Annotated in this window: 14 protein-coding genes, 2 tRNA genes and 1 pseudogene; 4 read left to right on the forward strand and 13 right to left on the reverse strand. The window is 63.2% G+C overall.

The window, feature by feature from the left end; translation table 11 throughout:
- Positions 1–18: 18 nt before the first annotated feature.
- Positions 19–672, forward strand: coding sequence for a TetR/AcrR family transcriptional regulator (locus HY699_00835; protein ID MBI4514350.1), 654 nt, complete (start codon positions 19–21; stop codon positions 670–672).
- A 24-nt stretch (positions 673–696) separates the two neighbouring features.
- On the opposite strand, the gene HY699_00840 is transcribed toward HY699_00835, so the two are convergent.
- Genes HY699_00840 through HY699_00870 form a run of 7 tightly spaced genes read right to left on the reverse strand, consistent with a single transcriptional unit; the run spans position 697 to position 9,602 of the window.
- Positions 697–1,731 carry a hypothetical protein gene (locus HY699_00840; GenBank protein ID MBI4514351.1) on the reverse strand — a complete coding sequence of 345 codons (1,035 nt, stop codon included), beginning with the start codon at positions 1,729–1,731 and terminating at the stop codon, positions 697–699.
- A 42-nt stretch (positions 1,732–1,773) separates the two neighbouring features.
- Positions 1,774–2,346: a hypothetical protein gene (locus HY699_00845; protein ID MBI4514352.1), complete on the reverse strand. Its 573-nt coding sequence runs from the start codon at positions 2,344–2,346 to the stop codon at positions 1,774–1,776.
- Positions 2,346–4,433, reverse strand: a complete 2,088-nt coding sequence (gene fusA, locus HY699_00850; protein ID MBI4514353.1) for an elongation factor G — start codon at positions 4,431–4,433, stop codon at positions 2,346–2,348. The genes HY699_00845 and fusA overlap by 1 nt, the downstream gene beginning before the upstream one ends.
- 12 nt (positions 4,434–4,445) lie before the next feature.
- Positions 4,446–5,213 carry a type III pantothenate kinase gene (locus HY699_00855; protein MBI4514354.1) on the reverse strand — a complete coding sequence of 256 codons (768 nt, stop codon included), beginning with the start codon at positions 5,211–5,213 and terminating at the stop codon, positions 4,446–4,448.
- Entirely contained in the window at positions 5,213–6,052 is an 840-nt protein-coding gene (locus HY699_00860; GenBank protein MBI4514355.1) for a biotin--[acetyl-CoA-carboxylase] ligase, read from the reverse strand. Before HY699_00860 ends, HY699_00855 begins: the two co-directional genes overlap by 1 nt.
- Before the next feature lie 14 nt (positions 6,053–6,066).
- The gene (gene nadC, locus HY699_00865; GenBank protein MBI4514356.1) at positions 6,067–6,936 is read right to left on the reverse strand and encodes a carboxylating nicotinate-nucleotide diphosphorylase; all 870 of its coding nucleotides are present in this window, start codon (positions 6,934–6,936) and stop codon (positions 6,067–6,069) included.
- Between the two features lie 14 nt (positions 6,937–6,950).
- The gene (locus HY699_00870; GenBank protein ID MBI4514357.1) at positions 6,951–9,602 is read right to left on the reverse strand and encodes a valine--tRNA ligase; all 2,652 of its coding nucleotides are present in this window, start codon (positions 9,600–9,602) and stop codon (positions 6,951–6,953) included.
- A 185-nt stretch (positions 9,603–9,787) separates the two neighbouring features.
- Here HY699_00870 and HY699_00875 point away from each other — a divergent pair.
- Positions 9,788–9,871 (forward strand) — tRNA-Leu (locus HY699_00875).
- A gap of 155 nt (positions 9,872–10,026) precedes the next feature.
- Here HY699_00875 and HY699_00880 read toward each other — a convergent pair.
- The 5 genes from HY699_00880 to HY699_00900 form a co-directional block, all read right to left on the reverse strand.
- Positions 10,027–13,329 (reverse strand): ATP-binding protein, encoded by a 3,303-nt coding sequence (locus HY699_00880; GenBank protein MBI4514358.1) that lies wholly within the window; start codon positions 13,327–13,329, stop codon positions 10,027–10,029.
- Positions 13,330–13,400: 71 nt separating this feature from the next.
- Positions 13,401–13,832, reverse strand: coding sequence for a GxxExxY protein (locus HY699_00885; protein MBI4514359.1), 432 nt, complete (start codon positions 13,830–13,832; stop codon positions 13,401–13,403).
- Positions 13,833–13,839: 7 nt separating this feature from the next.
- Entirely contained in the window at positions 13,840–17,160 is a 3,321-nt protein-coding gene (locus tag HY699_00890; protein ID MBI4514360.1) for a DUF1156 domain-containing protein, read from the reverse strand.
- 97 nt (positions 17,161–17,257) lie between these two features.
- Positions 17,258–18,757 carry an ATP-binding protein gene (locus HY699_00895; GenBank protein ID MBI4514361.1) on the reverse strand — a complete coding sequence of 500 codons (1,500 nt, stop codon included), beginning with the start codon at positions 18,755–18,757 and terminating at the stop codon, positions 17,258–17,260.
- A 92-nt stretch (positions 18,758–18,849) separates the two neighbouring features.
- Complete coding sequence (locus HY699_00900) at positions 18,850–22,467, reverse strand: DUF3883 domain-containing protein (GenBank protein ID MBI4514362.1); 3,618 nt, start codon at positions 22,465–22,467, stop codon at positions 18,850–18,852.
- Between the two features lie 139 nt (positions 22,468–22,606).
- Here HY699_00900 and HY699_00905 point away from each other — a divergent pair, with 139 nt between their 5' ends.
- The gene (locus HY699_00905) at positions 22,607–22,984 is read left to right on the forward strand and encodes a hypothetical protein (GenBank protein ID MBI4514363.1); all 378 of its coding nucleotides are present in this window, start codon (positions 22,607–22,609) and stop codon (positions 22,982–22,984) included.
- A 216-nt stretch (positions 22,985–23,200) separates the two neighbouring features.
- Here the strand turns inward: HY699_00905 and HY699_00910 are convergent.
- A pseudogene (locus HY699_00910) lies at positions 23,201–24,264 on the reverse strand (Clp protease ClpP).
- Between the two features lie 125 nt (positions 24,265–24,389).
- On the opposite strand from HY699_00910, the gene HY699_00915 reads away from it, so the two are divergent.
- Positions 24,390–24,474: transfer RNA gene (locus HY699_00915), tRNA-Ser, on the forward strand.
- The last annotated feature ends 104 nt before the right edge of the window (positions 24,475–24,578 follow it).

Here is a 24,578-nt window from a genome sequence, read left to right on the forward strand (position 1 = left end):
CTCCCCGGTCTCTGACCGATGACCGAAATAGCAATTTGGTCATTTATCGTCAACCTGCTACACTGCCGCGGCATGAGCGACCCGTTGCGCGACGCGCCCAAGGACCGGCTGATTGCCGCCGCGGCGGCCAGCTTCCACCGCTTCGGTTACCGGCGCACCACGGTGGAAGACATCACCAAAGCAGCCGGCATCGGCAAGGGCACCCTCTACCTGCACTTCCAGTCGAAGAAAGAGGCCTATTTGGCGGTGGTTGAAAGCCGGCTCGAGGGATTTCTCCGCAAGGCGTCGGCGGTGTTGCACGGTCGCGGGAGCGTGCCCCAGCGCCTGCGCGCCTTGGTCGAGCTCACCGCGCGACACTACGGCAGTGACGACATCCTGCGCGCCTCGCTGTTCGGAGACGGCATGCTGGTTGACGAGCGCGTCGCGCGCCTGGCGGCGCGCGTGCAGCGCCAGCGCATTCGCCAGCTCCTGGTCGAGGTGTTGCAGGCCGGGCAGCGCGACGGCACGGTCCGGCCCAAGCTCGACGTCGGGGCGGCGGCCGCCGTGCTGTTCGAGATCGGCTGGGCGGTGGTGCGTGCGGAACTCGAAGGCGAGAGCGCGCTCTCGCTGCCGCGCGCGCTCGACACGCTCAACCAGATCGTCGGTCTCGGCCTGATGACGCCGAGGAAGTAGCGCGGGTGCGCCGCAGCGAAGGCGCTACTGGGCGTCCGGACCCAGCGGCCGGCCGGCGACGATCTGGTCGAGATACTCGGACATGCCGTAGCCGGTCTGGCCGTCGCAGGTGTACTCGGTCATTCCCTCGGTGATGCGGGTGACGAGGTCGGAGCCGTCGTCGGCCTTACGGCGATTGCGCAACGGGATCAGCGAGAGCACTTTGCCCTCGACCACGTACTCGCGTTCGTCGGTCTTGGCCCACGCCCGCAGCTTGGTCTGGTACCAGTTCTCGTCCCATTCGCTTTCGATGCGGGCGTCGGTGATCATGACGTATTCGCCGTTGCGCAGCACCATCCCGCTGCGGCGCGGTGCGCCGCCTTCGAGGCCGATGATCGAGATCATCATGCCGAAGTCGGAGCCGAAGTTCATCGGCAGCCAGCGGTACCACGTGATGCTCTGCCAGTAACGCGGCCCCCACGATTTGTCGCGCAGGCCGAAGCCGTCGATGTCCCAGTGCTCGGCGCCGATGGTGAAGCGGCCGCTGGCGGCGACGTGCTGCTCGTAGTGCGCCTTGGCGAAGGACTTCTCGGGGTCGACGGGGATCTCCGAGCCGTCCGCTTGCAGCGGGCGGCCGCCGTACATCGGCGCGATGCCGCGGTAGTCGAGGGCGACCGTGCAGTCGACCAGCGGGTTGTTCTTGAAGGCCCGCGACGGGTGCGCCATTTCCAACGGGTGGTTGAGCAGGAGGATCTTGCCGTCGTAGGTCACGCGCAGCCGCTTGAAAGGCTCGATCACTTCGACGCGCATGCCGCCGGCGTTGAGCTCGTCGTTGTTGTCGATGTTGGGGCGGTTGAACATGAAGCCGACCCGGCCGCCGGGCAAATAGAGGCAGGAAGACAGCTCGGCGTAGCCTTCGTTGACGCGATTGCCGAGGCGAAACCAGCCGCCGATCTTCTGCTTCGGGTCGAAGACATTGAAGTACATGCTCTCGTTGTAGTTCTTGGCGGCATCGGGGGCGTGGCAGTACTCGTCCTCGGGCTCGAGGACGATGCGGTAGCCTTCAATCAACGTGCTCATTGCTGTGACCTCCGCACTCCAGTTGGTAGCCGCTCGACGCCGTCAGTGGCCCGGCGTGGTGCGCAGAATCAGGATGCGCTTGGCGGCGCCGGCCACCGCCGAAGTGATGTTCTTGCTCTTGGCCAGCAGGCGCAGTTCGCGTTCGGTCAGCGAGTTGACGAAGCGCAGGGCGACCGCCACCGGCGTCTTCGGATTGCTGACCAGGGCCGAGCGCACCTGCTGGTTGCGCCCCCACTCCTTGTGCTCGCTGACGATGCGCAGCAACTCGGCGTCGACGTTGCGGTTGCGGGCGATGCCGACGATCTCATCGTCGGTGATGCGCGGGTTCTGCAGCACGAAACGTGGGATGAGGCGGTTGGCTTCGCGAATCAGAATGGTGCGGGCGTCGCGGTTGCCCTTGAGCGCGAGCTTGATCTTTTCGCCCACCCCCATGTTCTTAATCAGGTTGTACAAGCTCTTGTTGACGATCTCCTGCTCAGCGGCGGGTTGCGCCGCAAGCGGGGGCGGGCTTTCCGGCTCCTCGACCAGCTCCTTGGGTACGACGTAAGGATCATCGCCGCGGCCAATGTGCTCGACGATCGCCGCGACCTCGTCGGAGTGAATGTCGCCGGCCATCACGCCTTCGCGGCCCGGGCCGCCTCCGCTTCTTTGATGATCTTCTCGGTCAAGTGGGCTGGCACTTCCTCGTAGTGGTCGAAGCCGATGGTAAAAGCGCCGCGGCCGCTGGTGATCGAGCGCAGGTCGGGTGCGTACTTCAACACTTCCGACATCGGCACCAGCGCCCGGATCGCTTGGCTGCCCGATTTCGGATCGACGCCGAGCACCTTGCCGCGGCGGCTGTTGAGATCGCCGATGACGTCGCCCATGCACTCGTCGGGGACGACGATCTCCATGGTCATTACCGGTTCGAGCAATATCGGCTTGGCCTGCGCCACGGCGATCTTGAACCCCAGCGAGGCGGCGATCTTGAAAGCCATTTCTGAAGAGTCGACAGTATGGAACGAGCCATCGTACAAGGTGACCTTGACGTCCACCATCGGATAGTGGGCGATCACGCCTTCGACCAAGGCCTCGCGCACGCCCTTTTCCACCGCCGGGATGAACTGGCGCGGCACCACGCCGCCGACGATGGCATCGACGAACTCGAAGCCGCCACCGCGCGGCAGCGGCTCGACCCGCAGCCAGGCGTCGCCGAACTGGCCGCGTCCGCCGCTCTGCTTCTTGAGTTTGCCCTGGGCCTCGGCGCGCCCTTTGATGGTTTCGCGATAGGGCACTTTGGGCGCCTTGAGTGAGACCTCGACGCCGAACTTGCGCTTGAGCTTCTCCACCGCCACCTCGATGTGCAACTGCCCGACGCCGGAGAGAATGATCTCGCGCGTGTCGGCGTCGCGGGTGACGTGCAGGGTTTGGTCTTCTTCCATCATCTTGTGCAACGCCGTGGTCGCCTTCTCCTCGTCGCCCTTGGACTTGGGCTCGATCGCGAACGACATCGCGGTCGGAGTCTCGAGTAGCCCGGGGTACAGGATCGGCGCCTTTTCCTCCGCCAGGGTGTCGCCCGAGGCGGTGTCCTTGAGTTTGGGCACCGCGACGATCTCGCCGGCGATGGCTTGCGGCACTGCCTGTTGTTTCTTGCCTTCGAGTTTGAAGAGGTGTCCGAAGCGCTCCCGGGTATCGCGGCCGACGTTGAGCACGGTGGCATCGGCATTGACGCGGCCCGACAACACCCGAAAGACCGACAGCTTGCCGGCGAAGGGATCGACGATGGTCTTGAACACGAAGGCGGAGAACGGCTCATCGACCGCTGGGCGGCGTTCGATGGGCTCGTGGATTTTCGGATCGCTGCCGCCAGCGGCGCCCAACTCCGCCGGTGACGGCAGATAGGAGACCACGGCGTCGAGCAGCGGCGGGATACCGATGTTCTTACCCGCCGAGCCGCACAGCACGGGTACCAGCTTGGCGGCTGCCGTGCCGGTGCGCAGCGCCCGCAAGATTTCCTCGGTGCTGAGCTCGCCGGCTTCGAGATACTTCTCCAGCAGTTCGTCGTCAGCTTCGGCCACCAGCTCCATCAGCTGCTCGCGTGCGGTCTGGGCCTCGGCTTGCAAATCGGCCGGGACGGCTTCCTCGGCTAACGTGCCGTCGCCCTTGCTCACCAGGGCGCGCATCGCGACCAGGTCGATGACCCCGCGAAAAGTCTCGGCCGCGCCCAGCGGCAACTGGATCGGCACCGCCTTCGCCCCCAGGATCTTGCGCAGGTCGGCGACCGCGAGGGCGAAATCGGCGCGCTCGCGGTCCATCTTGGTGACGAAGGCCAGCCGCGGCAGCTGCAACTCGTTGGCGCGCTCCCACAGCTTCTCGGCTTCCACTTTGATCTCGCCGGCGGCCGGGGCGAGTACGAACACCAAGCCGGTCGCGGCCCGCATGCAGTTGAGGGCATCGGGGATGAAGTTGGCGTATCCCGGCATGTCCAGCAATGTCACATCGTGTTTACGCCAGGTGAGGTGATGAAACGCCGTGGTCAGCGTCAGCTGGCGGCGGACCTCCTCGGGCTCGTGGCCGAAGGCCGACGTGCCTTCGTCCAGCCGGCCGATACGGGTGGTGGCGCCGCCGTCAAACAGCATGACTTCTCCCAGCGCCGTCTTGCCGACGCCGCCTTGGCCGGCCAAGCCGAGGTTGCGAATTGCGCCTACATCTTCGACGGGCATACTTCCTCCAAGTCAGTTGGTTGCGCGATTGCGCTCATAGATCAAACGCAGGCCCTCGAGCGTGAGGAACTCGTCCACCTCCTCGATGGTGGCGGATTCGGGCGCGAGCAAGGCGGCAAAGCCGCCGGTGGCGATCACCCGCGCGCGCACGCCGTTCTCATGTTGGATGCGCTCCACCAAACCGTCCACCATCGCGACATAGCCGTAGATCAGACCGGACTGGATCGCGCCGGCGGTGTTACGGCCGACCACGTGCTTGGGCTTGACCAGCTCGACGCGATAGAGCTTGGCGGCGCGCTCGAACAGCGCTTCGGCGGAGATGCCGAGGCCCGGCGTGATGATGCCGCCGACGTACTCGCCCTTGTCCGAGATGTAATCGAAGGTGGTGGCGGTGCCGAAATCAACCACGATGGTGGTGGCGCGGGTACGCTCGTAGGCCGCGATGGCGTTCACAATTCGGTCGGCGCCGACCTCACGCGGATTGTCGTACAATATCGGCATGCCGGTCTTGACGCCCGGGCCGACGAACAGCGGCGCGGTGTGTAGGTAGTCGCGGCAGAGGGCCTCGATCACGCCGGTCATCGCCGGCACCACGCTCGACACCGCGATGCCGGTGATCTGCGGCGCGTACTGTTCGCCGAGCAGGCCGCGGAGGAGGAAGCCGTACTCGTCACTGGTGCGATGGATGTCGGTCATCAGCCGCCAATGCCGCTGCAGCGCCGTCCCGGCGTAGATACCAAACACCGTGTGAGTGTTGCCAACGTCGATTGCGAGAAACATCAGCTGCTGCCTCCGGCGACGCCGTATCCGCCCACCACCGTCACCTCGCCGGCCACGATCCGCCGTTCGCTGCCGTCGGCTTGCCGTAGCCGCAGCGACCCGTCGTCCGCCAACCCGAGCACCGTGCCTGTAATCCTCTCGCTCATGTCGCCGCTTTGGCTCTGCACCACGATGGCCGCGCCGGTCAGACCCGAGTAGGCCTGCCAGCACGGAGCGATGGCGGCAAAGCCATCGCGCACGAACTCATCGTAGCGCAGCTCGAGGTGATGCAATAGCCGGGCGGCAAAGCGGCCGCGATCGACGGAGGCGCCGGTAACGCTACGCAGGGATATGGCCGAGTCGCGCAATTCAGGCGGGAAGTCGCCGGCCTCACCGTTGAGGTTCACGCCGATGCCGGCGATGACGAAACGGATGCGGTCTTCGTCCGTCGCCATCTCGGTGAGAATACCGGCGAGCTTGCGGCCACGGCTTACTAGATCGTTCGGCCACTTGATGCTGACCTCCGGCGTCCACTCGCGCACCGCCTGCGCTGCTGCCAGGCCGAGCACCAGCGTGATTTGCGGGGCGGCCATCGGCGGCAGCGGCGGGCGCAAGATCAACGACAGGTAGAGGTTCAGCGCCGGCGGCGAGGACCAACTGCGGCCGAGCCGGCCGCGGCCGCGACTCTGGCGGTCGGCAATCACCGCCGTGCCCTCAGCGGCGCCCGCCTCGGCCAGCTCGCGCGCGCGGGTGTTGGTGGAGTCGAGCAGATCAAAGCAGTGCAGCCGGCGGCCCAGGCGGACGGTCTCCAGATGGGGGGCGATGTCGTCGGTACGTAGTGGCAGGGCGGCGGCACTCATACGAACCCTGGCACTCAGCCCTGCCCTCGGGCGGACGGCGAGGAGGTGACCAGCTTCATGCTGAAGTCGAAGGCGGGAGCCGAGTGCGTCAACGCCCCGACCGAGATCAGGTCGACCCCGGCGGCGGCAACAGCGCGGACACGGGCGAGGGTCATGTTGCCGGAGGCCTCGACCAGGGCGCGGCCGGCGATGCGTTGCACCGCCTCGGCGATGGCCGCCACTTCCATGTTGTCGAGCAGAATGCAGTCAGCCGCGGCCGCCAGCGCCTCGTCAACTTGTGCCAGCGTGGTGCACTCGACCTCGATCTTGAGCGTGTGCGGTGCCCCTGCACGCGCGCTCTGGACCGCCGCGCTCACTCCGCCGGCGGCGGCGATATGGTTATCCTTGATCAGAATGCCGTCGGCGAGATTGAAGCGGTGGTTGGCGCCGCCGCCGACTCGTACCGCATATTTCTCCAGCAGCCGCAGGCCGGGCAGGGTCTTGCGGGTATCGACAATGCGGCAGCGAGCGTCCCCGACCGCTTGCACGAAGGCGGCCGTCAGGGTGGCGATGCCGGAGAGGTGCTGTAACAAGTTGAGCGCGACCCGCTCGCCGCCCAGCAGCGCACGGGTGTTGCCGGAAACCACCGCGACCACGGCGCCTTCTTCGAGCGGGTCGCCGTCGGCGTAGTGCCGATCCAGCGTCACGCCGCCAAAGAGCGCGTAAACTCGCTCGACCAGCGGCAAGCCCGCTAGCAGGCCGGACTGTTTGGCGACAATCTGCGCGCTGGCGCGGCTACTGGCCGCGACCGTGAGGCGGGTGGTGATATCGCCGTGACCGAGGTCCTCAGCCACCGCGGCCGCAATCACGTCGGCAACACCGGGAAGGCTGAGTGCATCATCCATGCGACACCGTGTACTCAGAGGCCTAGGCGCAAGGTCTCGACGTGACGGTTCAGTGTGGCCGCACGCTCCGTCAGCGCGGCGGCGCGGGCACGCTCTTTGGCGACAATGTCCTCGGGGGCCTTGGCGACGAAGTCGGGCCGAGCCAATTTCGCCTCGACGCCGTGCAGCTCCTTGGCCACCTTGTTGAGGTCATTCTCCAGCCGCTTGCACACCTCGGTGGCATCGACCACACCGCGCAACGGCACGAACACCTCACCCACCCCTTCGACGACGGCGGACGGCTCGCCGCTCGGCCGCTCGCCGCCGGCCAACTGCTCGACGCGGCTGACTCGCGCCAGCGCCTTGACGTAGGGCTCGAACCGCGCCACGCCGTCCGCCCCGTCGGTGGCGGCAATTCGCACCGCCAGCGGCGTGGTCGGGGCGATGCCCAGTTCCGCGCGGATGTTACGCACCGCTCGTATGATCTCGATCAAGTGTGCCGCGCTTCGCTCCGCAGCCTCGTCGCGCAGGCGATCATCCGCTCGTGGATAGGGCGCCACCATGATGCTGGCGCCGGCGCTGCATTGCGGCAGGGCCTGCCAGATCTCTTCGGTCAGGAACGGCATGAAGGGGTGCAGCAGTCGCAGAATCTGTTCCAGCACGTGGAGCAGGACCGCCTGGGCGCGCTGTTTCGCCGCCGGTTCTTCGCCGTACAGGCTCAGCTTGCTCAGCTCGACGAACCAATCGCAGAACTCGCCCCAGATGAAGCGGTACAACACCATCGCCGCCTCGTTGAAGCGGTGGGCCTCGAGCGCGGCGCGAACTTCGCCGGTGAGCGCTTGCAGTCGCGACACGATCCAGCGTTCCGGCAAACTCCACTGCGAGTGATCCGCCGCCAGCGGCAGCGCGCCGGCGGCATTCATCAGGCAGAAGCGCGCCGCGTTCCAGATCTTGTTGGCGAAATTGCGGCCGAACTCGGTCTTCTCCTCGGCGAAGCGGACGTCCTCGCCCAGCGGCGCGGAGGAGACGATGGTGAAGCGCAAGGCGTCGGCGCCGTAGCGGTCGATGACGTGCAGCGGGTCGGGTGAGTTGCCCAGCGACTTGGACATCTTGCGCCCCTGCAGGTCGCGCACGATGCTGTTGAAGTAGACATCGCGAAAGGGGCAGTCGCCCATAAACTCGTAGCCCGCCATCACCATGCGCGCGACCCAGAAGAAGATGATGTCGGCGGCGGTGATCAGGGTATCGGTGGGGTAAAAGCGGCGCAGCGTCGGCGTTTCTTCCGGCCAGCCCATGGTCGAGAACGGCCACAGCCACGAGCTGAACCAAGTGTCGAGCACGTCATCGTCCTGTTTGATGCGCGCCGAGCCGCACTGAGCGCAGCCGGCCGGGTCTTCCCGCGCCACCGTGATCGCGCGGCAATCGTCGCAGTACCACACCGGGATGCGGTGGCCCCACCACAGCTGGCGGCTGATACACCAGTCGCGGATGTTGCTCATCCAGTGCAGGTAGACCCCGACCCAGCGTTCGGGAAAGAAGCGCAGCCGCCCGCTCTTAACGGCCGCGATGGCGGGCCGTGCCAGCGGCTCCATCCGCACGAACCACTGATCCGAGAGGTAGGGCTCGATCACCGTGTGGCAGCGCTCGCAGCGGCGAATCGGCACGCGATAGGGCTCGGTCTTCACCAGCAGGCCTTGCGCCTCGAGGTCGGCCACGATGCGGCTGCGGGCTTCGAAGCGGTCGAGCCCGTTGTAGGCGCCGCCGTTCTCGTTGATGCGGCCATCGATGTTCATGATGCAGATGGGCGCCAGGCCATGGCGCTGTGCCATCTCGAAGTCGTTGGCGTCATGGGCCGGTGTGACCTTGACCGCGCCACTGCCGAAGGCGGGATCGACCAGGGCGTCAGGAACGACCGGAATGCTGCGGCCCATCAGCGGCAGGGTGAGGCGGCGGCCCAGCAGTGCTTCGTAGCGCGGATCATCGGGGTGAACCGCGACACCGGTATCTCCCAGCATGGTTTCCGGCCGCGTGGTGGCGACCACGACACCGGCACCGCCGTCCTCCGCGGGGTAGCGGATGTGCCACAGGCTGCCGGCCTCGCCGCCCTCGGTGGTAACGGCTTCCTCGTCCGAGAGCGCGGTGTGGCAGCGCGGGCACCAATGAATGATGCGGTGGCCGCGATAGATCAGGCCCTTCTCGTACAGGCGCACGAAGACCTCACGCACCGCGCGCGACAGGCCCGGGTCCATGGTGAAGCGCTCGCGCTGCCAGTCGCACGACGCCCCCAAGCGGCGGAGTTGGAGCAGGATGGTGCTGCCGTACTTCTCCTTCCACACCCAGACGCGATCCAAGAACGGCTGGCGGCCGAGGGTATGGCGATCGAGGCCCTCTTTAGCCAGCGCTTTCTCGACCACGTTTTGGGTGGCGATGCCGGCGTGATCGGTGCCCGGCAGCCACAGCGCCACCTTGCCGTCCATGCGCTGGTAGCGCACCAGGATGTCTTGCAGCGTATTGTTGAGCACGTGCCCCATCGTCAACATGCCGGTGACGTTGGGGGGCGGAATAACGACGGCGAAGCGCGGGCCGGCGGCACTCTCGTCCGCATGGAAGAACCCGCGCTCCAGCCAGAATTCGTACCAGCGTTGCTCGACAGCGGTGGGGTCGTAGGTCTTGCTCAACTCGGCCATGGCGGGCACTCAGGGCGCGTGATGTCGCTACCGGAATCGATGGCGCTTCGCAACTCAGGCGCAGATGGTGCAACGGCGCACCGCCGTCCGACGTTGAACGTTGGACCTTGGACTATGCTATTGACCCCACCGGCACAGAGCGCTATCACCAACGCCGCGCAGCGCTGGCGTTTCACCGCACTCATGCGAAAGTGGCGGAATTGGCAGACGCGCAGGATTCAGGATCCTGTGGGGTAAAACCCGTGGGGGTTCAAGTCCCCCCTTTCGCATTTGACCTTCTCCGACCTAGCGACTGTTCACCCGGTCTCATCGCCCGGGCTCGGGCTTGATGCGTTCCCTGAAATCCCGTGTGAGCGTCATCGTGCCCGCCGGGCCGTATCTTTTCACGACACATCGAGGTCGACGTCCAGGCCGAGCGCAGGATTCAGCCTAGCAGGAACCCTTCTCTGATCTTCCTCAGCAACTCGTTGAACCTGGCAATGGAGTCTTTGTCGAGCTGCGCCTTTCCGTCGCCGAGTTCGATACTGACATGAAATCGAATCGGGACGTTCGCGCGGGCGCGTAGCTGCAACAGCTCGGACATGTGATCCGCGAGATCTTGCAGCTCCGACGGCTCCAACTCGGCACTCGCGACTGCCACGTTGCGCTTCGGCTCCTGCTCTTTCTCTTTGCTTCTCCCCGATTGGTCTCCCACCTGGAGCTCGACCAGACGCGCCCCCTCGAATGAGCACGGCCACTCAGGTCCAGCCGATTGCTTGATGAACCGCGCCCGCAGCGCCGCGTCGATCGCATCACGAACCGTCTTCCAGGGCAGCGTGCGCCCCGCCTTCTGAGAGAGCGCGGTCGCGAGCGACAGTGCTGTCGTCGATCCGTCCTTCCAGGCTTGAGGGAGGCTTTCGGGCATCGTCTCGGCCGGCGCGATGATCGGTGGCGGCGGCCGCAGCACTGTGGCGTCGTCCAGCAACCCGGGTGGGATTGATTCGCCGAGGAGACTCGCGGGGCCGGCGAGCAGCCAGATGAGTCCCGCTTCGACAGCTTGACTCACCGCCGTTTCGACGACTGCGCGTGACGCCTTCGGAATCTGGAGGGGCTCGGTGAAGCCTTCGCGTTGGATCTGTACGACCCGCCCGCCACCGAAGTAGGCGACGACGTCTTGCAGGGTGATCTGCTCGTTCGACCACAACTCCGGAAGTCCGCTCGGGCGAAGTAGCTCTGGGTCAATCTCGCCCAGCTCCGCAGCGTGCGGAAGCACCAGTTCCAGCGCGGGATCATTCAGGGCCGCATCATCCGGTTTGCTTTTCCACCACGTTCGGAACGTTCGATCCGGTCGCATCAATCGCAGCACGAATGTTCCCTGCGCGCAGCCCTCGACCAACGTATCCAGGATCGCCCGCGCCTTGAGCATCTTCGGCAGATGCGGAAGCTGAGCGAAGGCGCCGGCGAGATCTTTCACCCGTCGGCTCGTCTCGCCCTGCTTCCATAAGTCGTACGGGCCGTCCGGTAGCATTGCATCAGCAGTGATCGCGGTATCTTGGATGCGCGAACGCGAGTCGCTCTTTATCGTGGTGAACGCCGGATCATCGGTGATCGTAATCTTGAAGGCCTGCACGTCGTCCGTCTGAGACACTGTTACGACGATACAGTATGCTTGGTTAATCGCATCCGGCATCCTCTTTCTCGCCTTGTCGATGCTCATGGTGAGTGTCGCCATGCGCGACGGATCGAGGCTGGCGCCTCGCTGTTCCTCTTCGCGCAAATCGTGCTGGACTTGCTCCCAGCCCAGATAGTCTCTGACACGGCCCATCGCGACCTCAAGGCCATCCTTCGACGGCGTCAGCAGGATCACTGCGTTCCGGAACACGCGCGGCTTGTCAGGCCCCGTCGTCTCGTCGAGAAAGCGGCGCGCCTCAGCACTCGGCTTGCCTGACTCCGATGCGGCGCTTAGTCCAAGCACGGCGTAGCGGAACAGTCCGTCGTCATCGACTTCACGCGGCCGTGCCGGCAGCGTGTGTACGCGCACGCCCGCCGCTTGTGCACCGGATGTCAGCGTCTTCGTTCGACCGATCTCGTCGATGAGACGGGCCTTCACAGTGTCATCTGGTATCTCGCTCGTCGCTTTGGCGTGCATCTGGGTCAGGTTAGGTCGGTTCCCCATACGCCATTGACTGGGCAGCGTATCGTCGCCGGACGCGAAGCGATCGTCGAGCCAATGACTCGTCTGCGCCCAGCGAGTCAATCCTTTCTCCAATTCAATTTTGTCTGGTCGCGTTGGACCTAGGAGCACCATCAGGTCACGCGTCTTCGCGCTCTGACCAATCGGCTGCGAGTGTAGAAACGTTGCCGTGACAGCTTGCTCGATCTCACGGAAGTTGAGCCCCACGGATTCGCGTTGAATGTCGCGCGCTCGTGTCAGCTCGCCGTCGAGAATGCCGGTCCACGCCTGCTTCTTGCCTTCGTGTTCTTCGGTGTCGGCCACGCTAACGAGTTCGCGCACGGCTTCTGCGAGTCCGGCGGCGTTCGGGGCGTTGAGGAATACTGCCGGTCCAACCACTGGAGACGTGTCCCATTTTTCCGCCTCGCGGAGTGCCAGGGCGAAGGTCCGCAGCAGTCCGCGGGTGCGTTGAAAACCGGCCAACTGTGTCCACTTTTCGTAAAGAACCTCGGTCAGGTCGGGATGGAACGGGTAGCTGTCGAGGAATCGCTTCTCCGCGGAGCTACCTTGCCGTGCAGTCAGTTCGTCAAGCGCCTTGATGCCCTGCAGTGCCGCGATCACGTGTGACCGGAACACGTTGCTGTCGCGAATCGAATCGGGTGTGAAGAACCGCCTCCGTAGCACCTCGGCGACGTCTTCTTTCACTACCGGCTCAACCCCCTCCTCCTTCTGTCGGCGGAAGATGTCGTATAGCTCGTTCAGGATTTGCCGGCCGAATGAATCACTCTTCTTGGGATCGGTGGCCAACAGCGAGGCGACGATACAGCAACGGTCAACTTTGGTCGCGGCCTGCGTCAGATACTGAAAGAAATTGACCAGGCGGCCGCGCTGCTCGTCTGCCTGACCGATCTCGCGAGCGTACATCAGAACTTCATCGATCAGGATCAGCACCCCCAGGTTCTGCTTCACCGGTATCTCCAGGAGATCCGTGAGCACGTTCTCTGCGGGCGCTGTCTCGCGTTCCTCCGCTTTGCGATCCGCGTGCAACATTTTGAGCCCATCATCGCCGGCGATCTGATACGCGAGAACGCTCCAGGGCCGCTTCAGTCGCCGTACCTTACCCGCCGGCGAGCGGACATCCATGCCGCTCTCAACATCGAGCTTGTCGAAGCAGAGGCCTGCAACCCTGGCTTGAAGGGGGCGCTGGCCGATTGTTTGAATGAACTCCTGCACCGACGGCAGGTCCGGCAATGCATCCGGGTCGTGGACAAGATGCCGGAGGGTGATCAGCGTGTGCGTCTTGCCGCCGCCATAGGTCAGCTCGAGCTGACGGACCGCCTTGTCATTCTTGCCGGCCACGCGCAGCACGACGTCACGTACCAACGATCGCAAGTTGTGCGTCGGGAACGTCAGCGCAAAGAAGTTCTCTGGTTTCTCATAGATCGGCCGCTTGCCGCTCTGCATCAAGACCTCGTAGAGGTCCGCGGCAAACATGTGCAGCGGCAATTCTCCCGACTTCAAGTCGTCCCGTAGTCGCACTACCTGATGCCAGGGTGTCCATGCTAGCTTCGGCATCTTGTTCCTCCAATCAATCCACAGATGACGCAGCTGACACAGATGAAGGGATGCAATTCCTCTTCGGGCCTCTATCTGTGGCCATCTGCGTCATCTGTGGACTTGGTATAAATGAAGCGTTTGTGTTCGAGTCGTGGTGTGCCGAAGTTCAGCAACAGCCCGGTACTGAAGCCCGTCGCCTTGAGATAGTTGATGACCTGGGCATCTTCGGGGCCACCAAGCACCCCCAGCGCCTTCAGCTCGACGATGACTCCGTCGTAGCATACGAAGTCTGCCCGGTATGAACAGGATAGCTGCGCACCTTTGTAGGAGATGGGAAGCTCGACTTCACGGCGAAACGGAATGGCACGACTCTCAAGTTCAATCGCGAGTGCTTCCTGATAGACCGCCTCCAGAAAGCCGCACCCCAATTGCCGATGCACCTCCATGGCAGCTCCGATGATCGCGTAGGTTCTGGGATCTCTATCCACAGATTGCGCAGATGACACAGATGAATTCTCCATTTGCTTTCTATCTGCGTCCATCTGCGTCATCTGCGGATTCAAACCCAAGCGGCACCTGTTTCTGCTCAGGCGTGGCGCCCTTGGCACCGATGTGGTTGGCGAGGCTCTCCAGAATCTGCAGTTCCTCGCGGTCCGGGCGCTTGTCGTGACGTGCCAGTTCGATCAACGACTGCATAACGCGCTTGAACAGTTCTTGGCGGCGCAGGCCGTGGTCATCGAGGTATTGATCAACCTGGTGAACGTCTCCGGCGTGCCAGAGGTGCATCAAGCGGTGGATGCGATCAATCAGTGGAACGGCACGACCGCTCGGCGCTTCGTAACCCAGGGATCTGGCCTTGCGTTGCGACCATGACTTGAGCCGCGCCCGACTTCCCGAACCCTCCTCTTCTGCGTTGGCTTCGGTGGCGCCGTCCTCCGTGCCGGCGTCTTCGTCATCCTCTTGCTGAGCGGACTCACCGCCGCTCTTCACGACCAGGTCCCAGGTGTTGGTGAGGTCATGGTCCGAAAGACCGCACGACACCGCATAGAGGATGACGGCGCCGACCGGTGCGTCATCGATACCGAAGTCGTAACGGTGGAGCAGGTAGTAGGCGGTCGACTCGTCGAGCCGCTCTGCCGCTGCCGCATCTGCATCACCGCCGTGCCCCCGGGACAGTACCTGTCCCACTACATAATCGACGACGATGCGGCGGACGTGAGTGAGGAACTCCGAGACGGTCATCAGTTTGCCCGGATCCGTTGTTTTCTTTACTGCCGGATGCTTGCTGTACGCCTCCAGTGCCGGGCCGGTAGCGGCCCACACGAAGTCCGGGCCACGGATTCCAGCATCCCAGAACTCGCGCAGGCGGACGCCGATGTTCGCGCGCATGTCGGCTAGGACTCTTGTGTCCCAGCCGGGCTGGGCGATTGCGGGGCGCTTCTTGCACACTAGCCATACTGAAGAAGCGAGCGCCGCGGCGCTCTGCGCTCGCATCCGAGTACCCCGCTCGGTTTCGACGGGCCAGGAGCCGTCGACAGCGAAGCCGGCGCGAATGATTGCGGAAACCAGTGTCTCCCAAGCATCAGGCTGCTTATTGGCGAAAACAATCACGAGTCGTCCTTCTGATCGCAGTGCCGCTGCGCAGCGAACGAAGGCCATTGCCATTCCATCCTCGTACGCCTGCTTGGATTTCGCGGCATCGTTTCCGTGACGGCTTGCCTCGTCAATCAGTTCTCCATCACCCTCATCTTCGTTCCACTTTGGCGCGAGCGGACTCGCAAAGGCCGAGTCAAAGTCCGAAGATGAACCCCACAGGGACCGACGAAGCAGTATGTAGAAGTAATCCATCAAGTCCGAGTACGGGATCGCATCGTAGTACGGAGGATCGGTCAGGATGAGGTCAAACTCACTTCCAACCGATCGGACCGCTGATGTCCGGCGTGCAATCGGTGAAGGCGCCCCGGAAGCCGCCAACCCAACGTGAGCATTCGCGAGAGCCACCCAATCGATTGCGCTCTGGTATCCGCCACTGGTGTCGGCGAGTGGGTTCGTGTCGGCAAAGTCCCACAGCATGGACAGAGCGAAGCGGGCGAATGTACCTTCGATCTTCTCGCCGCCCTGGTTCCACCTCGATAGCGTACTGGTCTGATTTGAGAGCCTGTCCAGCATGAGAGCCAAGTAGGCCCCAACAGCCTCAACCCATTCTTGAGCGTACTTGCTCGTCTCCAACGATTCACGCGCGGCACGCGTTCGTCTGACGAATGTCCCGAGCGTGAGCAATTGGCGAGTGGTGAAGAGTTTACGCCACCTGTCGAAGCCGTAGAGCGGCACGCGCATGCCGAGCGCTTCGGCACTCGGTGTCGGTTCCTCGGGGATACCGAAGGGCACATCGGCGAATGCAGCCTCAAGTTTCGCGTCGCTAGGCGTCGCGATGTCGATCTCGTGCGCGGTTGGTCGCCGGTACTCTTTGGCGCTCGGACCACTCACGACGACCGCAGTCATGATTGCGGATAGGCGTCCGGCCTGTCCCTCAACGCGGATGTCTTCCATCGTCATGATGGCAGGGCAGCAGGGGCACTTGGCGCCCGCACGCGACATGGTTCCCGCGCCGAACTTCTTGTCATGTTCACGGCGCTGGGCGGCATTGCCGCCTTTGACGGGCGCGTTCGTATCGATACCGAACTCAACGCCACTCTCATCGGGCTTCGGCGTCACCGTCAGCACCACCCGCTTCCTGTCCTTCTTCGCCAGCCAGCGTGTTTTCAGCAGCGGCAGCATGGTTCGGCAATTCTTACACACAACCGTGCGTGCCCAGAGGTACGCCGCCGTTGGCTTGGCAACCCAGCGCGGGTTCAACTTGTGCCCAAGGTACTCCGTTGAGAACTCGGCGTTGAGCGACTCAATGTCAGGCGCGCCGTCTTCTTTGATCGGCACCAACTGCATGGGCTGCGCCTCGTAAGCTTTCCCCGGTTTGAGCGGCTGGAACTCGGCGTAGACGGGATAATACTTCGCCAGATCCCGCCGCGCGTGCTTGAACACCCATTGCCCCCACGCCCGCACGTGCCAGGCAAGGTCACCTTCGATATCGACATCGTGAGAAGTGAAGAGATGCCCCTGCTCGGCTTCGGCATTGCGTCGTTGAGGCGCGCGTTGGCCCAACCGCGCCTGGAGCTTGCGATACGTGGCCTTCGCCTCGCCTTTGGTCTGGCCTTTAGACTTCTCGAAGAACGCCAGCATAAATTCCTCGTTCGAGAGAATGAAGTCGGGCAGTGGCCGTGTCTGGCCCGCAAGCTTCTGCGGGTGCTCGAGCGTGCACTTCAGGATGAACCAAGAAACGGGATTGATATCGTTGGCCGTCACCTCGCAACCCAATCGCATCGCCTCAAGCGGAATGGCACCGCCGCCAGCGAATGGATCGAGCACCCGAGGCGGGCGCCCGCCATAGGTCTGGCGGATTTCCTTGCGGAACCACTCGATGTCGTCCTTCTGTGTCTGGACGATCTCGCGTTCGTCCTTCGTTTTGGGGTCACCGTACCAGTGAAGGATGCCACCTTCCGTTACTTCCTTCTCGCGCTCGACGATCGAACCGTTCGGCATCTTCTTGCGCTCGACGATCTTCTTCACCCGACCACCGATCTTCTCACACAGTTCGCGGCGCTTCTCGGGATCGCCGGGATCGGGCAGCAGCGTGGCGATCAGGGCCGCACGGCACGCCGCGAGGGGCCGGCGCGCCGGCCAGATGTGCAGCGTCGAGATGTGCCCGTGCCGGACGTTCTTCTCGTGGACCGAGTCCAGCGAGGCTTGCTTCAGGGGGAAGGAAAATTCAATGAGACGCGGAAAGTCAGGCATGCATCACCTCAGTCCGCAGATGGCGCAGATGACACAGATAGAAGACCGAGGCGCACACTGGTTCTTTCATCTGCGTTAATCTGCGTCATCTGTGGATTCACCTCAGCCACAGGAGCGCGGAAAGAGAGATCGGAATGATCCGCGGGTCGGGAATGGCGACACCGTCTTCCATCGTCACCAGCAGACCGAACGGGGCGTTGTAGACGGTCTTTTCGAGGAAGGCGCGTAGACCGCGCGTGTCGTCGTGGGGATCGATGCGCTTACGATGCTTGACTTCGATTGGAATTCGCCGCGTGCCCACCGTGATTACGAAATCCACCTCGGGCTCCGCGCCGCGCTCAGGAAAGTGCGCCAGATCAATCCCCGGGATGGCACCAAGGAAGTAGCCGAGCGTGCTCTCCGCCAAGTGGCCGGCCAGGTCGTACAAGTGGGGCTCGCGCTGCAGCCCCTCCGGGTCGAGAGGCACGATCTCCTGGAGCCACCCGGCGCGCAGTGCATGGTCGCAGAGGCAGATCTTCGGAGGTGACTTCCTTTTCTTGAGCCGCAACTCCAGCGGCTGGACGAGCCGAATCAAGAGCGTGCCGTCAAGAAACCGCAGATAGTTGAGGATTCGGTTCCAGCCGATGTTGCCCGCCAACGCCTGCTGGATTTCGGGCACGAACACTTTCTGGCCGGGCGTTTGTCCGGCATAGCGACAGCACAGACGGAACACTTCTTCGAGCAGCTTCTCATCACGCTTGACGCCGCGGGACCCCATTCGCAGATCGTGCTTGATAGCGCGCTTGATCACGGTCTCGTTCAGGTAATCCGCCATCTCCGGCCACGGCATCTCATGCCGCTCATGTGCAATCGGATAGCCGCCCCGTTCCGAAAAGGCGGTGAACGCTTGCCATCGCATCTCGCGCTCCGCCTGCGCGTGCTTCACTGCTTGCTGCCAAAAGTTTGGCGTAGCCACGGCGTCCATCCCGTTGTCCGCCCAGTACGGTGTGGGGGTGTTACCGAAGCGGAGCTGCGAGATCTCACGCAGGAGCAGCGTTCCGAGATCGACCGTCGTGATTCGCCCAGCGAGGCTGTCGCGACCAGCCTCGATCCGGAGTGAAGAACTACCGGTGACTAGCACACGGACTTGATGGTTATCGACTAAGTGCTTGATCTGTGGTGCCCAGGCATCCAGGTTCTGCACCTCATCGAGCAGCAGATAGGCCGTGGCGCCCTCGCGGGCCAGCTCGTTGAACGTGCGCTTGAGAATGGACTGCTCAAACCATCGCGCAATGGTCAGGACTGGGTCCTTGATCTCGCCAAGGCTCTCGATCTCATCGAACGGCACATACAGGATTCGGTGCGGGTTCAACCCATCGCCCAGGAACTGCTCCATGATCTGCCGTAGCAGCACCGTTTTCCCGACGCGGCGAGGGCCGCGGAGCACCGTTGCGGGCGTGAGCCCCGAAGTGAGCAGCCGCAGCAAGCGAGGAAAGATCCACCTGCGAAACGCGGGCACCTGCGGACCTGGCTTGCCTTGCCAGTGTGGGTTGAGGCCACGCAGGTTTTCGCCGAGCTCGAAGGACAAGGAGCCATGAAACAGATTGGGATCAGTCATGCGTCGCTCACCTCCGCCACGTGATTGCCGAGAACGGGATTGATCCGCAGATGGCGCAGATGGCCACAGATATTAGATGCCGCCTGACGTCCCTATCTGCGCTCATCTGTGTCATCTGTGGATTCCTCTACTCCGCGGCTGGCGGACGTGATCTCCTTGGCGCTAATGAGGAAGCTCCCCTTTACCTTGGCGAGCAACCGGCTGAATGGATCCTGCACGCGCACTCGCCGCGGCGCCGGCGTGGCGCAGTCATAGACAACGTAAAGCCAGTACGCTCTGCCCATATTGCAGGCCTTTGCCCACTCATTGGCGAGCATCTCAACATCGCCGGTTGCGGCTCGTCCCTTCACTTCAATGCCGCGCGTGTGACCATTCGGCCGACGCGACAGCAGGTCGAAGCCTGGATAGTCTGGCAGCCCAGCGGCGCGGGCCAGCTCGGGCGTGTGCACGTCGAGCACCGTGGCTCCCTCCGACTCTTCCCATTCGCGAGCGATCTGCATCGCAAGTTGCTCGACCTTGGTGTCGTGCTGCTCTCGATCGAGCGGATCAGACGACGGCACCACCAATGCGTGCGCCAGAAACTGCACTGGGCCGAACGCGATGAGATCAGGTTCTCGACGGATGACGGCAATGGCGTGTTCGCGCCGACCCGCCAGCTCGCGCTGCGCCTGCTTGATCCGTTCCAGCTCTGTCACCGCCGCCTTGTTGCCAGCGCGGACCTTCTCTGAGTGCTTTGCGCGTGCCGCAGCGAGGTCAGCTTCCTGAAAGCTGAAGCCCCGATGCAGAAATGATTCGCGTTCGGCGACGGTGGCGAGGAGACGGTTCTTCCGGTCGATTGCTATCTGCCGCGCAACGCGCTCACCAATGAAAGCGGCGGCCTGATCCCGAATATCACTAGCAGCAAGCGCGAGGCGCTGCGCGGCAGGAGGCAATCCGCCGCCCTTCTTAAGTAGCAACAGGCGCTCGACGGAGCACACCTCCAGATCGGAACCTTCGAACTGCTTGACGCCAACGAGGCGGCACTCAAGCGCCCGGGCGGTCGCGAACTCCTCGATCGTGGCGTCCGCTTCACGAACCACCGAGATGAGCGCGAGGTGGAACAAGTATGGACGCTCGGTCTCCGGGTCCACGAACACGGCGCCGCGCAACGCCTCGGAACCCAACTTTTCCAAAACCAACGCGCGTAGTTGCTCGAAGACCGGTTCTCCTGGATGAACCCAGATGCCATCACTCTTCGACGGCGGGCGCGATACGGATAGCCGATCATGTAGCCGCAGCGGGTATGTTTCTAACTCCGGAAGCAGTTTGGCGCTCGCCGCTGGGCTCATCGGCCGTAGTGCAAAGTATCCGCCGAGGTCGCCATCGACGGCTACCGCGACGAGCGGTGCGGCCTTCTCAATGTAGTGCCGCACAAATCCTGGAATCAGCCGGCGATAGATTTCATTGTCCATCGCGACGCGAAGGCGTGGCAGGTCGCGTTTCACCTCACCACCGTCGCCGTAGAGTGCACGCTCACGCGCAGCCAGGGCTTCGACTTGTTCCTTTGTGAACGCACCGCCAAGTTCTTCCGCGACCGACTGCGGATTGTCCGCCGTTGCCACGCGCTCCATGTACTGCTTGATTGAGACGCCCTGCAGGAGCCGGCCGACAACATCGTACACCTTGTCGGACCCCAGCTCCTTTCGAATGCGCTCCAGTTTCTTCAGCAGGGTCTCCAGAACTTTGCCCTCGCGCGTCTCGGGTGCGACGAGATTGATGATCACAACTGGATCGTGTTGCTGGCCGTATCGATGGATGCGACCCATGCGCTGTTCAAGGCGCGCAGGGTTCCACGGTACGTCGTAGTTGATCATTGCCCAGCAGAACTGAAGATTGATGCCTTCGCCGGCGGCGTCGGTACACACCAGGAAGCGGGCACCGCCGTCGCTCGATGCTTTGCGGAATCGTTCGACCTCATCCTCGCGCTCGGTGTAGTGCATCCCACCGTGGATCTGGGCAACCTGGCCCGTATACCCTAAGCCGTTCAGGCGGCGGACGAGGAAATCGAGGGTGTCGCGATGCTCAGTGAAGATGATCAGCTTCTCGTGCGCGAAGCGCTTGGACATGAGCTGCTCCTGCAGCTTTTCGAACTTTGACTCGATTCCCTTGTCGTAAACGCGCTTGGCCAGATCGCGCAGGGACAAGACCTGATCCCGTTCCGCAATAAGATCTGCGAGCGACGCGGCAACCACGCCTTGCAGGAGGCGATCCTCGGATTGCTCGTTTTCCTCACCGCCGTCCACCGGAGAGCGTTCGTCGTCGGCGGTCTTTGTGTCGAAGGTGTCCTCAAAGTCCATGCGACGCTGTAACGTGATCAACTGTTCGATCGTGATGCGACCCGCCCCGATGTCATCGATGAGTTTGTCCAGCTTGCCAACGCGCCGCTCGAACGACCGCAACAACGCCCACGTTGAGCTTGCCAGGCGACGTTGGAACACGCTCATGGCGAGCCGGGCTGCCGAGCGGTTCAGCAACTTGGCCTTGTTGTAGACGAACCGGAGGTAGTTAGTGGTCTCGTCATAGAGGGTCTGCTCGCTGACTTCGCCCTGAGACAGGTCGTATCCAAGCGTGTCGGAGATGCGCGTCGGGTACAGGGGCCGCCCGTCCAGGTAGACCATCGCTTCCTTCGTGCGGCGAATGAAATGCAACTGACGCTGTTCCCGCGGATACTCGGCAAATGCTTCCGGCGTCGAGACCACGGACGGATCGAGAAGTCGCCACAGCGCGAAGTACGGGTAGTCCTTGCCCATATGTGGCGTGGCTGTGAGCAACAGCAAATTCGCCGCCGCCCACGGGAGTTTCCAGTCCTTGTCGGCATCGGGCACACCAGCGATGGCCTCGGCCAGCTTGTATCGCTCAGTGCGCCTCACCCGGAGATCGTTGCCTCGGTCGGCGGACAGTTTGTGTGCTTCGTCGAAGACAACCAAGTCGTACGGCTCGACGTTCGGCGCGCTGAGGCGCCCAAAGGCCTTCGCGCCCGCAAGGGTATCGACACTCACGATGATGCGATCACTGCCTTCGCCCACAAATGGATTCGCGGAGGTGGCGTCACTGCCTTCCACTACTCTGAAGGGCAGACTAAAGAGCGTCGCGAGTTCGCGCCGCCAGTTGCCGACGAGCCCAGCCGGAGGAACGATGAGGATGCGGCGAAGAAGTCGGCGTGACAGCATCTCCCTGATGTAGAGACCAGCCATGATCGTCTTGCCGGCACCAGCATCGTCGGCGAGCAAGAAGCGCAAGCGCGGCTGTTCGAGCATGTGCGCATAGACGGCAACGCGTTGGTGCGGCAGCGGATCGATCTGTGCGATCTCAGCTGCGAACGCTGGGTTCGCCATATGGCCGAGCGACAGACGCTCGCCTTCGGCGATTGCCAGTATGGCTTCCGGTCGGCCCGTGAAGTCCAGTGCGGCGATGGTGGTACCTACGGCCTTGGATGCTTGCGTCTCTGCGCGCTCACCAAGTAAGGCGACGATTTGCTCCCAAGCCAAGCCGGAAGGCTTGGTCTTGCTATTCTCCCAGCGGTTGACGGTGACGAATGATACGCGCAGGCGTTCAGCGAGTTGGGTCTGAGTGAGGCCTAAGCGGCCGCGCAATTCCTTGATCTTGACGGCGCAGTCGTCCGGGACAACACCGTAGATGATGGGGATTCTGTCGGGGCTCGAAGTATCCATCGCGTGCCGAACTGGAGATGGATATAACACATGACATATGCGCCCGCAACGGCCGCGGTTTGCCCGCTTCGGTGAAGCAGGGCCATGTCGTGAGCAGCGCCGCAGCAGGAAGCTGCTTCAGAGCCGCGACGCACTTGGAATGGTGGCGATCGTCGGCGTCGAGCAGCGCCACCAGCGGTCCGGTGTCGGTGAGCGTCACAACCGGCCAGCCGCGCGCTTCTGCGCGAGACCGTCGGCGAACTTCTTTCCGGCGTCTTGGGACATCTGGGCCCCGCCCGACACCTTCTCGCTGCTGTGCATGACGCCGGCGTACCTCTCGATAAAATCGGCAACCGTCTTGGCCTTGTTTTTCCCGGCGGGTTCCGTTGTCGATATCCGACTCCGCGGAAAACCGTTCGCGCAGGCTGTCCACCGCCAAGATCTCAGGCGTCGTCCCCAGTGCGTCAGCTCGCGCGGTAAGGGCGCGTTCGATATCGGGTGGCACGCTGATCTTCATGAATCCGCACTCTATCTCTGACGCCCGGCGCGAAGCCCTATGCCGTCGTGAAAGACTTCGGCTCCGGTTCGGTGATCTCGCTCACCACTCGCCGCAGCTCCGCGATCTCTTCGCTCTCCGCCTGCAGCTGCGCGCTCTCCGCCACTTCCGCCTCACTGATCGCCCCGGCGCGCCGCGCTTCCGCGAGCTTCTCGAAGACGATCTTGAAACGACTCTGTTCTTCCAGGCCTCTTTCACCTAGGCAACGATGGGCTTCTTCGCCTGCCCCTCAATTTGCCGCCGCGCGTGCGCTAAGTCCATCTCTGCGCCGCAGTTCGGGCAAACCAGCCTATTATTCGCTGGGAATGCCACGCACCCCGCCTGCAAGGGCCGGGCTTGACCAAGGTTTGCCTGCACACGCGTGGGGGTATTGCACTTTCCGCACTGCGCTTCAATGATCGCTACCTCCGCCTCAGCCGATGCCGGCGCGGGCTACGGCGGCGGCACTTGCTGCATGATGAAGCGATCGACCTGCGATGTCGGCGTCTCAAACACCTTGTAGATGTTCGTCGCGAACGTCATCTGCAGCAAGGTGTAGTAGCGGCGAATTGCGTTCGCCAGCTCCGCCTGTTGCCCATAGTCCGTGATCCGCAGGCGCATGGCCTCCAAATCCGCCAGCTTGATTGACCGTCCATGGGTCAGCCAGCGCCGATGGTCGCACAGCTGGGCAGCTATCTCCTCGGCCCGCCCGTTTTTCAGCTTCAGTTACGGGACCGCCGGTGCTTGAGTGATGAGACCAGCCCTGGAATTTGTACCGGGCAAGCCACTCGGTCACGAGAACCTTTGCGAACTTCAGTGCGTTCTCGGCGCTCTGCAGTTCGCCCGGTGAGATACCTTGAAGGGTCGGGATGTACGCGCGGTTGAGCGCTCCCGTGTCCTCCACCTCTTTCTTGATCTTCTCGAATCCCTCAAGCAGCGCGTCCGCGGAGAACACCTTCCCCCGGCCAGAATATCTGCGCATCGATCGGACCCAGCGCCGATGCCGGCTCCATCAGAATCTCGTCGGCCGCCATCACCATGATAGTACCGGCACTCTTCGCCCAGCCGGGCACGATTATGGCCAGGTCGTTGTACCGGTTCCGCAGCGAGCGGACGATGTCCTCTGCCGCTTCACCAGACCCGCCAGGCGTTTCCAGAATCAGGTCCAGCGCCGAACCCTTCAAGTTCGCAAGCTGGTCATTTATTGGCAGCAAGTCCTCGCCACTGAAGGCGCTGATGGGCCGAGCCCGCACCCCGTTTCGCGGACACGGACGCGGGGCCATTTGACTCGCTGGCGTAAACTATGGCCTCGTCCGGCTGTAAGAGACGACCAGCTTCGAAAAAGCGCCCGCTAGCGCGCACTTTCGAGTTGAGATAAAACGTGGCCAGTCCGCAACTTAACCGATGTGGAGGGGTGGGTGAGTGGTTGAAACCACCGGTCTTGAAAACCGGCGACCCGCAAGGGTCCGGGAGTTCGAATCTCCCCCCCTCCGCTGCTTGCAGCGGTCGCGGCGGATCGTGTCCGTGGCGTGATCGCTAGCAGCCAGAGCAATCCTACATCAAACCCGGCGAAATGAGCGCGTAGCGCAGCCGAGCT

It is taken from the genome of Deltaproteobacteria bacterium (genome assembly GCA_016210005.1).
Taxonomy (GTDB): domain Bacteria; phylum Desulfobacterota; class Binatia; order HRBIN30; family JACQVA1; genus JACQVA1.

What these genes read in the sequence shown, in the direction of transcription:
- HY699_00835 (MBI4514350.1), top strand. Translation starts at nt 19, where the DNA reads ATGACCGAAATAGCAATTTGGTCATTTATCGTCAACCTGCTACACTGC.
- HY699_00840 (MBI4514351.1), bottom strand. Translation starts at nt 1,731, where the DNA reads ATGAGCACGTTGATTGAAGGCTACCGCATCGTCCTCGAGCCCGAGGAC.
- HY699_00845 (MBI4514352.1), bottom strand. Translation starts at nt 2,346, where the DNA reads ATGGCCGGCGACATTCACTCCGACGAGGTCGCGGCGATCGTCGAGCAC.
- fusA (MBI4514353.1), bottom strand. Translation starts at nt 4,433, where the DNA reads ATGCCCGTCGAAGATGTAGGCGCAATTCGCAACCTCGGCTTGGCCGGC.
- HY699_00855 (MBI4514354.1), bottom strand. Translation starts at nt 5,213, where the DNA reads ATGTTTCTCGCAATCGACGTTGGCAACACTCACACGGTGTTTGGTATC.
- HY699_00860 (MBI4514355.1), bottom strand. Translation starts at nt 6,052, where the DNA reads ATGAGTGCCGCCGCCCTGCCACTACGTACCGACGACATCGCCCCCCAT.
- nadC (MBI4514356.1), bottom strand. Translation starts at nt 6,936, where the DNA reads ATGGATGATGCACTCAGCCTTCCCGGTGTTGCCGACGTGATTGCGGCC.
- HY699_00870 (MBI4514357.1), bottom strand. Translation starts at nt 9,602, where the DNA reads ATGGCCGAGTTGAGCAAGACCTACGACCCCACCGCTGTCGAGCAACGC.
- HY699_00880 (MBI4514358.1), bottom strand. Translation starts at nt 13,329, where the DNA reads ATGCCGAAGCTAGCATGGACACCCTGGCATCAGGTAGTGCGACTACGG.
- HY699_00885 (MBI4514359.1), bottom strand. Translation starts at nt 13,832, where the DNA reads ATGGAGAATTCATCTGTGTCATCTGCGCAATCTGTGGATAGAGATCCC.
- HY699_00890 (MBI4514360.1), bottom strand. Translation starts at nt 17,160, where the DNA reads ATGCCTGACTTTCCGCGTCTCATTGAATTTTCCTTCCCCCTGAAGCAA.
- HY699_00895 (MBI4514361.1), bottom strand. Translation starts at nt 18,757, where the DNA reads ATGACTGATCCCAATCTGTTTCATGGCTCCTTGTCCTTCGAGCTCGGC.
- HY699_00900 (MBI4514362.1), bottom strand. Translation starts at nt 22,467, where the DNA reads ATGGATACTTCGAGCCCCGACAGAATCCCCATCATCTACGGTGTTGTC.
- HY699_00905 (MBI4514363.1), top strand. Translation starts at nt 22,607, where the DNA reads ATGGTGGCGATCGTCGGCGTCGAGCAGCGCCACCAGCGGTCCGGTGTC.